11 protein-coding genes are annotated in these 12,136 nt (G+C 37.9%); 2 read left to right on the top strand and 9 right to left on the bottom strand.

Annotated elements, in window-relative coordinates; all coding sequences use genetic code 11:
• Positions 1-56: 56 nt before the first annotated feature.
• The 4 genes from NAG76_15955 to NAG76_15940 all read right to left on the bottom strand — a co-directional run bounded on the left by NAG76_15955 (position 57) and on the right by NAG76_15940 (position 4,589).
• Positions 57-1,145, bottom strand: coding sequence for a response regulator (locus NAG76_15955; protein URN93316.1), 1,089 nt, complete (start codon positions 1,143-1,145; stop codon positions 57-59).
• On the bottom strand, positions 1,138-2,910 hold the full coding sequence (locus tag NAG76_15950; GenBank protein ID URN93315.1) for a sensor histidine kinase: 1,773 nt from the start codon (positions 2,908-2,910) through the stop codon (positions 1,138-1,140). The genes NAG76_15955 and NAG76_15950 overlap by 8 nt, the downstream gene beginning before the upstream one ends.
• A gap of 358 nt (positions 2,911-3,268) precedes the next feature.
• A complete protein-coding gene (locus tag NAG76_15945) occupies positions 3,269-3,898 on the bottom strand; it encodes a hypothetical protein (GenBank protein ID URN93314.1) in 630 nt (209 codons plus the stop codon).
• Between the two features lie 157 nt (positions 3,899-4,055).
• Positions 4,056-4,589, bottom strand: a complete 534-nt coding sequence (locus NAG76_15940) for a hypothetical protein (GenBank protein URN93313.1) — start codon at positions 4,587-4,589, stop codon at positions 4,056-4,058.
• Between the two features lie 204 nt (positions 4,590-4,793).
• On the opposite strand from NAG76_15940, the gene NAG76_15935 reads away from it, so the two are divergent.
• Together NAG76_15935 and NAG76_15930 are read left to right on the top strand one after the other, a co-directional pair.
• Entirely contained in the window at positions 4,794-5,375 is a 582-nt protein-coding gene (locus tag NAG76_15935) for a TetR/AcrR family transcriptional regulator (protein ID URN93312.1), read from the top strand.
• A 25-nt stretch (positions 5,376-5,400) separates the two neighbouring features.
• Complete coding sequence (locus NAG76_15930; protein URN93311.1) at positions 5,401-6,603, top strand: MFS transporter; 1,203 nt, start codon at positions 5,401-5,403, stop codon at positions 6,601-6,603.
• 40 nt (positions 6,604-6,643) lie between these two features.
• Here NAG76_15930 and NAG76_15925 read toward each other — a convergent pair whose 3' ends face one another.
• The 5 genes from NAG76_15925 to NAG76_15905 all read right to left on the bottom strand — a co-directional run bounded on the left by NAG76_15925 (position 6,644) and on the right by NAG76_15905 (position 11,958).
• Positions 6,644-7,696: an alpha/beta hydrolase gene (locus NAG76_15925; GenBank protein ID URN93310.1), complete on the bottom strand. Its 1,053-nt coding sequence runs from the start codon at positions 7,694-7,696 to the stop codon at positions 6,644-6,646.
• Positions 7,697-7,772: 76 nt separating this feature from the next.
• Entirely contained in the window at positions 7,773-8,429 is a 657-nt protein-coding gene (locus tag NAG76_15920) for a response regulator transcription factor (protein URN93309.1), read from the bottom strand.
• Complete coding sequence (locus tag NAG76_15915; protein URN93308.1) at positions 8,426-9,589, bottom strand: sensor histidine kinase; 1,164 nt, start codon at positions 9,587-9,589, stop codon at positions 8,426-8,428. Before NAG76_15915 ends, NAG76_15920 begins: the two co-directional genes overlap by 4 nt.
• 29 nt (positions 9,590-9,618) lie before the next feature.
• Positions 9,619-10,395, bottom strand: coding sequence for a CPBP family intramembrane metalloprotease (locus NAG76_15910; GenBank protein ID URN93307.1), 777 nt, complete (start codon positions 10,393-10,395; stop codon positions 9,619-9,621).
• A gap of 213 nt (positions 10,396-10,608) precedes the next feature.
• Positions 10,609-11,958 (bottom strand): FAD-binding oxidoreductase, encoded by a 1,350-nt coding sequence (locus tag NAG76_15905; GenBank protein ID URN93306.1) that lies wholly within the window; start codon positions 11,956-11,958, stop codon positions 10,609-10,611.
• Positions 11,959-12,136 lie beyond the last annotated feature (178 nt).

The raw sequence follows: 12,136 nt of genomic DNA, 5'->3' as shown, positions 1-12,136 counted from the left end.
ATCATTAAAGGATATTAGCATCTTATTTTGTACAATATTGATGTACCAACGTACAGCTAATCCTTTGGTTTCCGTAATTCCCCCGGTGTGAAGCCGTTATGTTTTTTGAACACCCGGTAAAAGTAAGCCAGATCTGTATACCCTGTCATTTCAGCTGCATGTTTTATGGATAGCTTGTGCTCAACAATTAATTGCTTGGCCTTTTCCATTCTCTTGCGATTAATATAGTCGGTAACCGTATCTCCGCTGAACGTTTTGAAGGACCGGCTTAGATGCTCTTTACTAATATAAAAATAGTCTGCAATCGATTCCAGTGTAATGCCTTCTTTATAGTTCCGATGAATGTAGTTTTGAACTTCTGACATATCTATTTTATGTTTTTTACTTCGCAATTCCTCGAGCTCGTTAATCAATCGCATATACCGTTGTTCAGCTGCTCCAATTGTTTCGTTCAAAGTATGAAATGGATCTCGAACTGATTTTTTCGAAGGTTCTGGAAAGTCCCATTGGCTCACATCAATTTCATAATTCCCCGTAATATTTTCCAGAAGCTGTGTAAGATCACGCTCAATTTCTTTCACTTTACTATCCTCTAGTTGTTCTCTCTCAAGGAGTTGCTTCAAGTTATTAATGCTCTGTTTAACACCCGAAGCGTTCAAATCTAATAAATACCCATGGAGCAAATTCCGATATTCCAAATACTGGTCTAAGAATTTCGAATCTGACAATAGAAATGATCTAATACTAGACAAAGTCGAGCTTCTTGGTGTCTGATTTAACTCACTTACACATTTAGCAAGCGTATGATTAAGTTCTATTGGATCGACAGGCTTAAGTAAATAGTCTCTAGCTTGTGATTTAATCGCTTGCTTTAAGTAAACAAAGTCGTCATACCCACTCATTACAATAATCTTGAGCGCAGGGTAGTTCTTATTCAATGCCAGTAGAAGCTCCACGCCATCTACACCAGGCATTCTCATATCTGTTACGACGATATCCGGCAACAGCTCCTCAATTAAACGTAGTCCTTCCGATCCATCATCAGCCTCTCCTACGACGGTTAACCCATGTTTTTCCCACTCACCTAGTTGCTTTATTACTTTTCGTGACCAAGGCTCGTCATCAATAAGCATCACTTTATACATGTTCCAGCTCAGTCCTTTCTGGCATTGGCAGCTTAAATAATACAATTGTTCCATTACCAATCTCACTATAGATTCGAATTCTGCTTGCATCTCCAAAATGAAGCTTTAATCGAGAATCTACATTTTTTAATCCGATTCCTTTTCTCTGTTTATGCTGATCTTTATCTATGCTGCTACTTTCATTCCCCGAACGAATATGATTACGAAGCTCCTTAAGCTTCTCCTTGCTAATACCAACACCATGATCTAATACAGCAATTAGAATAAATTGACGAACTTGCTTGATTCTTATCTCAACACACCAACTGCCAGATTTACTTTGCAATCCATGTTCAAAGGCATTTTCCACTATCGGTTGTAAAGTGAACTTTGGAAGAAGGCAGTCCTTCATAGATTCATCATTCTGAACTAAAATCTGACACCGACCTGCAAATCGTTGCTCTTGGATAAACACATAGTTTTTCATATGTTTAAGTTCATCTCCGAAGGTTACCAAATCACTTCCCGTACTTATTGAATATCTTAATAATTCACCGATAACACGTGTCACTTGATAGATTTCTGGGGCATCCTTCTCCAGAGCCATTCCCCCGATTAGATGGAGCGTATTGTTCAGAAAATGGGGATTAATTTGCGCTTGCAGCGTTCGTAGCTGCGAGGTTTTCATATCGATCTCTCTCTGGTATTCGACTTCTATGAGTTCCTTTATTCGATGCATCATAGAATTATAACCATGCTCAAGAAGGCCAAGTTCATCGGTATTTTTTACAGACTTTAACTCAAAGTTTTGAATCTTTGCCGTCCTCATTGTTCTTGCTAGACTTACAATAGGTTTACTAATTTTTAATGAAAATAATATAGAGAGAATAATAGATGCTATTACAAAAATACTTCCAATTAATAATCCTGCTTGAATCGTTGAGCGAGCACTCTGATTGATCGTTTCAATTGGAATAGCCTTAATGATCGTAATTTTCCCTTTACTAACCTTTTGCATATAAAAATGATATTTATTTGTTTTCTGGAAACTCATTCCCGTATCTGGTACATGAAGACTATTGATGAGTGCGAACGTTTCCTCAGATGATTTTCCATTGGTTGATCCCGACAACAGTTCACCTTCATCATTTAGTAGGAAAACAGAGCTATCTTGCTCTGATTTAAGAATAGTACCTATCTCATCCCATACTTTGCGATTAATTCGTACTGAGAGACCTCCGAGAAACTGTCGATCTTCAAACCGATTCATACTATGAAAAGCATATATCCCATTTGTTTCCTGTTTAAAATACATATTGATTGGGGTATCCAGCATCCGACTCCAGGAACCATTTTGAATATCCATATACGATATGGAACCGCTGCTTATAAAATTTACAGATATCGCTTTTTTATTTTCGTGAATATAAAGATTAAAATCATCAATCTTGTTGGAGTTAGCATAGAAGACTTGTTTGAGGGTATCGCTTATATATTTTTGGGTAATATATTGAACGCTAATATTAGGGTTGTCGACAGCAGAGAGGCTGCTCATGAGTTCAGTATTAATCTGGACCGTATAAAATAGAGTATCTACTTGTTGAATCAACTCATTGAGATATTGATTCGCCCATTCCATTCGCGAGACATTAGCATTAATAATTTCCTGCTCCACTGAATGACGTGTATTGCTCGCGGCAAGCCAAGTGACGGTGACAACAGGCAACGTAGTTAAACAAATCATCATTACCATCAGCTTGAAACGAATTCCAATTCTTCTCTTCATCAATTGCCTCCTCTCGCACTTTAAGTTGAGTGAGAGTATATGTATCATTTTTAGCACAATATCTGTTAGAGTCATTTTGTATTTTCTATTATGCCTTATTATCATTTCTACTGTCTACATCAAGTAGGATGGAAAGGATTACTACCACTAATCGCTTTTATCATGAGGCTTGAAGACTGTTTTCGTCTCCAACTCATCCCCCTAAAATAATCTTCATGTTTCTGCACTTCACATCATTGATTCACTACAGCGTAATTACAGCAAAATAAAAAAACGGCATCTCTGCCGTTTCTCATTTAAATTATGGTGGTAATAGGAAAAATCCAACGTTAAATCATCCCTATTGTAATTCTCTTGTTTATTTCTCACCTTGCTCCTCACGAATTTTGTATAAGCCTTGAAGTACCAATTCGGAAGGATCGCGATTAAGCAGGACATGCATGATCAACAAATCAATTTTAAATGCACATACGTTGTTTCCTTTTGTTACAGACGGAAATCCTGCTTTAAACACAGCACCATGCTCCTGATTCCAGTCTAAGCCCGCATGAACCTGTTCCGAAGGAAACTCTTCTTTTACAGCTTCTAAACAAGGTCCGAGAATTTGATGATTGATTATCGATTTGGTCTCGTCCTCACTTGCTGGAGGATGCGGAAGTTTCTTCCCACCTGACGTTTTCATCAATTCAACAAAAAATGAAGCCATCCATTCTGCTGGATCTTTGCTGGATTGAAACTTTCCAATTAATTCGCGAAGAAAAAAACCACATTCATACTCGTTATTAATATCATCTTTCACTGAATAAATAAGGATGGGACCATATGCTTCATGATTCCAAATTCGCCCTGTTACTTCATCGAAGTATGTTCTCAACGAAACGAACCCATTATGCTGAACAGCGTTAATTAGCTCATTCCATTTCTCTAGTGAAATTGTTCCCTGATTACTATCATTTGTGAGTTCGTTATTTTTCGTTTCGTTACTCATCCTATACATCACCCGTTATCAATCATATCATTCTGGAGTTTGGAGAGTAAAGCTGTGCGATGATATTTTAATAGATTTACTAACAATGTGAATCACTAAAATAAAATTTACGATAAAATTATGCTATACAATAAAAAGAGAGGCACATAGCCCCTCTTTACGAAACGGTCAGATACCTAATCAAGCCTAGAATTGCGAAAGCGAACAGAACCGTACCTGACCCAATTCCTGTAATTGCACTACTTGCAACCTGAAATTTGGGTGCGACGAAAACCGCCAGAACAGATACTGCGATGAGAAGCCCAGCCAACACATACAAGCTCGGATCTTTGTATACGCTCACTAAACCTATAAAATGAATCCCTACAATAAAAGCAATCCAAGGTGCGATATACTCTTTTGCCTTTTTCCTAATAAGTAAGAAAGCTCCTACTCCAGCCACAATAAATTCGATATATACCGTAATCAAATATATCGTAAATGAAGTATCATCTGATAAGACCGACGGTTCATTCCAATTTTTAATACTTAAATAAACACCGAGTAAACAGACCAGAAGTGATAGTACTGAGGCAATGCCGATATATATGCGCCAGTTTGCCTTTGGCCTCTCCTGCGCCCAGCCGAACCAACTAAAGCTGAACATCCCAAAAATCGCCGCATACATCGTATAATCACGTACATAATCCATCATAATCCTCCGCTCAGATAAGATATGGACCTTATGAAAATATAACTTACATAATATAACATTTATATTATATCCTCTCTCACATTCGTTAGCTACCTCATATTTCCTTGTGTGAAACCGAACGTTATTAATATTTCTATTGCAATAAAAAATATAATTTGATAGAATGACTGACGAACGTTCGTTAAGATTGAGGTGATTATATTGAAGAGTCAAGAGATTAAAGACGTTGCATTGAAGTTATTCACCATTCATGGGTACGAGGGAGCATCGCTGTCTCAAATTGCCGAGCATGTCGGTATGAAAAAACAATCTCTCTATGCACATTTCAAAGGAAAAGATGATCTATTTCTTCAAGTTTTACATGATGCCAAAGAGACTGAAATCTCATCGAAAATAAATTATTTGAGTAAAGTGGATACTCAGAATCCCAAAGCAGATTTATTAGGATATTTGCAATTGGTCATTGATTTGTTTCAACAGAGCGAACAGTTAAAGTTTTGGCTACGTATGTCTTTTTTTCCACCTCTCCATCTTGCAGAAGAGATTAATGAGGAAGTATATGATTCGGAAGAAAAGATTCAAACCGTACTTGAAAGCAAATTTCAAGATTGGATCGATGCCAAGGTCATTTTGGAAGACAGAGCATTAGTACCTACACTTGCCTTCTTAGGTATCGTTGATTCGATCATGCTAGAGCTTGCATATGGCGACAATGAACAACGTTTACACGACAAACTAAATGCCTCATGGACCGTATTTTGGAGAGGTATATCACAGCTATGATTTTACAAAAGAGAGGTTTCACATCATGACCAAACCATTAAAACAACAAAAAACAGTTCTACTCATCCTATTAAGTAATATATTCATTGTTTTTCTAGGAGTCGGACTTATCGTTCCTGTTATGCCATCCTTTATGAATATGATGAATTTATCCGGTCAATCGATGGGATATCTTATGGCGGCTTTCGCGTTCGCCCAATTACTTATGTCTCCTCTCGCAGGACGCTGGATTGACACTTATGGTAGAAAGAAAATGATCATCATCGGCTTATTCCTCTTCGCTATCTCGGAGGTAATCTTTGGTGTCGGTACACATGTATCTGTTCTTTATTTTTCGAGAATTTTAGGTGGTATTAGTGGTGCATTTATTATGCCTGCCGTAACTGCCTTTATTGCGGATATTACTTCAGTAGAGGAAAGACCGAAAGCGATGGGCTATGTTTCTGCCGCTATTAGTACCGGTTTTATTATTGGCCCAGGTATCGGAGGCTTTATTGCTGAGCTAGGCGTACGTGCGCCCTTCTATTTCGCTGCTGGTTTCGCATTATTAACATGTATTTCATCGCTATTTATTCTAAAAGAGCCACTTACTAAACAGCAGCTTTTAGAAATTAGTAAACTAAAAAAAGATACCAACTTAGTAACTGATTTGAAGCGTTCGCTTCAACCACTTTTCATTATTGCTTTTATTATTGTATTTGTACTGGCATTTGGCTTATCTGCATATGAGACGGTTTTCAGTCTGTATTCTGATCATAAATTTGGTTTCACTCCGCAAGATATTGCTACCATTATTACTATAAGCGCAATCTTCGGGGTTGTCGTTCAAGTGTTTATGTTTGGTAAAATGGTCGATATACTCGGTGAAAAGAAACTCATCCAAATATGCTTAATTGCTGGAGTAATTTTAGCGGTGGCATCAACGATGGTCTCTAGCTATATAGCCGTTTTGGTAATTACATGCTTCATCTTTCTCGCATTTGATTTGCTACGCCCAGCGTTAACGACCTATTTATCAAAATCTGCAGAAAAAGAACAAGGATTTATCGCTGGTATGAACTCAACATATACAAGCCTAGGCACAATCGTCGGGCCAGCGTTAAGTGGTATATTATTTGATGTAAACATCAATTATCCGTATCTTTTCTCTGCTGTCATTATGTTTATAGGTATTGTTATTACTATGATGTGGAAAGAAAAGCAATTAGTTAATTACTTGGGGAAATAATCTAAGGAACAACCTAAAAAGGCAGCTTACAGAGACATGTCTAATGTCCTGAAAGCTGCTTTTTAACTATAGTTGTATTCAACCATTCAGCAAATAACTCTTCTTCTTCAAACTGCGGATAATGAGCAGATTTTTTAAAAATAATAAATTCCTTTTTCGGAGCCTCCAGCATATCATAATATTCCCTTGCCGCATTTACAGAAGTCATATAATCATATTGTCCCATCACAAAATAAATAGGAATTTCTACGCTATCAACTATAGTTGTAATATTATTTTGGGATTCTTCCTTTATTAAGATTTCTTGCGACAATGAAACCCCTCTTAAATATCGAATGACATCTAGCAAATTATATTCTGGATTAAATATAAAACCAGTATAATAATCCCTATTATCATCAATTAATCTTGCTGCACCACCATATTTTCTAACTATGTTTCTTGGAGTTAATTTATCCCCTTGTTCTATTGAACTTCGAAGTTGTTCTAATTGTGCTACATCCTTTAAATTTCCTGATAATTTTGCTTGTTCAACGGAGTAATTTAAGCTATCCAATTCACTTTTTACATGATCTGCAACTTGCCCGATACCAATATATGCAACAAATTTGTCAGGTGCTTTGGCAACAGATTTCATCCCAATGTACGTACCGAAAGAATGGCCTATTAACAATACCTTCTCTTGGTCAAGCTCTTTTTGTACATAATCTGTTAAAGCCAACAAATCATCGACAAGTAAATCTGTGGATAAATCGGAGTAGTCTTCAAAAAAATGATATGATTTCCCGCTTCCACGCTGATCATAGTGTACGATAGTATAATTTTTTTCAAGTATATCTTGATACTTCCGTACATAAGGAATTTCGGAACAACCCGGACCTCCATGCACAAATATGACTACCGGATTACGGCGGTCCACTCCCCTAATCATGACTTCATGATTCGTACCATTAATCTCGACCTGTTCTAAAGTACTTATACTGTTATCTCCCGCAATGCGAGGTGTCCAAGTAGGAAAAAACAAACCAATTATTACAATGAAAATAATAATTATTGTACTAATTTTTGCTATCTTTATACTTTTTCTTTTCAATTGAAGGCTCCTTAATTGCTTATCTTTTATATAATATATCGGATTTCTCTTATAAATTGTTTGATAATAGTTCTTTTTATAATAAAAACCTACTTAATAACAAAACCGCTTTAGTCCGGTCATTCGTACCGATCTTGGTGTACATTTCGCTTATATAGTTTTTAACCGTACCTTGTGATAAAAATAATCTTTCGGCAATTTCCTTTGAACTATAACCTTCCACAAGCAATCTTGCTAGCTCAAGCTCTCTTTGCGTCAACTCAAGTTGCTCGCCAGCTTTTTCAAAGTGACTGTTCTTATTGCGGATATTAAGTGCTAACTTATTAGCCACTTTTCCGGTCAGTAGTAAATTTCCGGAGAGTGCTTCATAGATAGATTGAACAAGCTTTTCTCCGTCGATGTCTTTAAGCAAATAACCTGCAGCCCCATGGCTTAATGCTTCTATAATATAAGCATCATCATCAAAAGTCGTTAAGATAAGGATGACCACTTGTGGGTAAAGTTCTTTAATGACTCCTGTCGCCTGTACACCTCCCATGCCCGGCATGCGGATGTCCATCAGAATAATGTCTGGAACTACCGAATGAAGTTGTTCAAGTGCTTCTTCTCCACTATGAGCTCTCCCGACGATTTCTAGATCCGATGATCGTATCGTAAGCAATGTTTCCAAACCTTCCAACATAAGTTTCTGATCATCTACAAGCATGATGCTGACTTTGCGTTTTATATTCATGAATCCCGCCCCTTTGCAACAGGCATTCGGATTTGGAGAGCGAATCCATTGACTGTTTCACTTAATACGTTTAATTGCCCTCCAATTGCCTCAATTCTTTCTTCCATAGATTTCAGACCAAATCCATATATGATAGAATTGCTACCTATTCCATTGTCCTTAATCGTAATATGAATCGTGTCTTGTTGCTCTACGATACTAATCTCAATGATGCTCGCTTTGCCATGTTTTAGCGCATTGGTAATGGATTCCTTGATGGAGTTGATTATGACGTACTCTTGAAGTGAGATGAGAGAATTGATTACCTTGAAATGCATCATAAATTGAACGCCTGTCTGCATCGTCGTATCATTCATAATCTTGTATATCCCTTCCTCAAGTCCCAATCCCTCCACGGCTCCATCTTGTACTTTCAATACTCGAACGACTTGACGGATATTACCTAATCCCTGCTTCAATTGCTCTCGCGCAACAATAATCTTCTGCTTTGCATCTTCAGGTTTTACATTGAATAACAGTTGAGCTCCCTCAAGAGCAACGATTGCAGTCGTTAACGAATGTCCCACCGTATCATGAACTTCTTCTGCAATACGGGTTCTCTCCTTAAATACCGCCAACTCTTCCCTCGTTGTAGCTTCTTTAATTAAAGCTTCGTTTAAGCGAATGTTCATATCCCGTTGATTGAGCAGTAGCTTGGTGCTCCAGATTGGAATAACTAGACATGTATAGCTCAAAATATAGAAAACATTCCTCCAAATATCTTTTCCATCTGCTGGCCATAAAAAAAGGTAAGTTACAAAGCCTGCATAGGCAAATGTTATAGCGTACCACGACTTATAGTGTAATAGAAGATCAGCAACAAAGAGGACAAATACGATACTTTCAATTTCCGTTCCATTTCGCAAAAATATTAGAAATAGCAGAACAATTTCGACGAGCGGGGAGATAGCTGCAATGGGATGTAACTTGGGATGGTTCAACACATACTTTGAGTGTCTTATGAAATATAGTCCGATCAAGATCGTAACTACGATAAAACCCTTATATTGAGATAAAACAACATAAAGCAATAGCAGTACCACATAAGCGCAAGCCAACCCATAGAAAAATATTGAAGATATTTTCGTATTACTTAGTGTATGAACCGTAGAAATTTTCAAAAGATCACTCATCTCTTAGAAATGAATCACTATATAAATCCTAAAATAACAGCAGTAACACCTAACAGCAGTGGAATGGCTTCCACTCCATGAATGATAATAGCAGGCCAAAAGCTTCTGTATTTCGCATTTAAGAAACCGTAAAAAATCGATCCGACGATAAATAAAGGAATCTCCGATATTTTATGAAGGTGGTACATCGCAAACAAAACACCGTTCATGACCCAATCCCACTTGCCAAAAGCTCCCTTCATCTTCGGCAGAAGAACGCCTCGGAAAAACAACTCTTCTCCTAGTAGATAATTAAATAAACAACTAATAAGTGCAATACCGAGCAAATACCATGCACCGATAAATTCAGGAGTGGCCAGATTTTCTATTCTAGTGTAATCATGAGGTGCCAAAAATGGAAAAAGCCGATTGATCGCTTCTTCAATAAACCCGAACAAACCAGAACTTTCAAACAAAAAAGTGTACATAATGATCGGAAACGTGAACGCATAAGCGATTTTGTAAACTTTGAACGTTTTCGGATGTACTGGATGATTTAGCCAAAGTCTTGTTTTCAACTTCTCCCAGCTCCATTTTCCAAGTTCTCTTCTTAAGATAATAACAGACAGTATACACTGCCAGATCATACCGACAATCATAAAAATCCAATATAGAATACCCGGATGAAAATTGACGATGGGTACAAGTATCGGCAGCAAGACGAATCGAAAGAAGACCATCGGTAACGCGACTAGCGCCCATAACCCCAAAATTTTCCCAACACTGTATTGTTTTATTTCCATTTCTCTATCCAACCTTCTCACTCCTTCTAAATTAAAGTGAATTCTGGAAATAAATATATAAAAAAATAGCGTCATATGATAAGTGACGATCGTCATAAAAGAATTCTCGCTCCGTACTAGCTCCTTATGTAGGTAATCTGCCAGTTAGCCTCAATCAACATAACCCACACAACATGAAAAAAACGCATCCTCAAGTGGATGCGTTTTTTTGTTTTATTGAAGATTTTACAATTTGCGAGCTGGAGTGATGCTTTGCGGATTATTAAACACATTGCCTGGATCGTATTTTGCTTTTACTCTCCGTAATCTAGCATAGTTTGCTCCATAATAGACTGGACCTGAATTTTTAATTCCCTGGTCTGGAACGTTGATATAGGACCCCACAATATAGCGCTTTAACTTCCGACGTGTATTGCGAACTATCGCAATATTTTTTGCTGCATTGGATGGATTGAGCCATGAGCTATTCCACTCTACGTAAAACTTCGCTTTACGCCAGTAGAATGCTGTTGCTCTCGGTAATACACGACTGACAGCCCCTCCCCAGTTAAGGAAGAAGAATCCTGCATCTTTACCTTCTACGTTCTCTAAAAATTGGCGCATGGAGTTAATCGCCTTATTGGTAAACGGTTTTCTAGCGAAACCTGAAGAGAACTGGTTACTGTACCGTTGAGTAAGCACTGGATCAGGTGCTAATAAAAAGTTCACAACTTCAGTGTATGGTAACAACTTGATTACTTTTTGGGTAGGGTTTCCAATGCACGTGACGGGCTTCAAAAGGCGGATTGCCTCTGATTTCGATCCAAGAAACAGCCCTTCCATCGTAACATTGCCGCCCTTTTTGGGACCGATTGATAATTCACTACCTAGTTTGTCATTGACGGAAGGAGCCCATTTTTGCCAAGCTTTCAGCACCTTTTCGAATTGATTCCATGGCCAAGTGATGCGATATACTGTAGCTTCGGCTGGAGCACGGTGCACTTTAAACTTGTACTTTGTATATACCCCAAAGTTACCACCGCCACCACCGCGGGAAGCCCATAGTAGATCAGCGTTACAATTTTTGTTGGCACGGATCACTTTTCCCTTGGCGTCAACCATCTCTAATTCTAGAAGATTATCGCTGATAAGACCAATCGAACGTTGAAGTGGCCCTATTCCCCCACCGAGTGTAATTCCGCCGATTCCAACAGAGGGACTATCACCAAAGGGAGCTATAAAGCCTTGCTTTGCAAGCGTCTTTGCGATTCTTCCCACTCTATTGCCCGTCTCTACAATAACCGTTCCATTCTTCTTATTAAGTTTAATTTTCTTCATATTACTTACATCGATAACAATTCCACCATTGACCTGTGAAAGATTAACCTCCAAAGAATGTCTTCCGCTTCTTGGACGAATGGGGACGTTATTCTCGCGAGCCCATTTTATAGCGTTCGCGACATCTTGAGTTCTTTGCGCAAAAACAAATACTTTAGGATATTTGTCCGTATGCGGATCCCAATTTTTCCGTGCCGCTTCATAACCTAAATCTCCTTTAAATATAACTCGCCCGGTAAGCCTTGTTTTTGATTTCACGGATCATATCTCCCTTTCAGCAAATGATTACTATTTAACCTAATTTAATGCACCGTATATCGTATGACAGACATTTGCATTAGGAATGGACCCTAAACACCGTATAAACGCACATAAAATGATTAGAGTTGAACATTTCATATGAACTCGGTTTGAACTAATCTGAAACTATAGCGTT

This window comes from Candidatus Pristimantibacillus lignocellulolyticus, assembly GCA_023639215.1.
Classification (GTDB): domain Bacteria; phylum Bacillota; class Bacilli; order Paenibacillales; family Paenibacillaceae; genus Pristimantibacillus; species Pristimantibacillus lignocellulolyticus.
The sequence above is the reverse complement of the archived record's forward strand: the minus strand, read 5'-3'. Positions and strand labels throughout refer to the sequence as shown.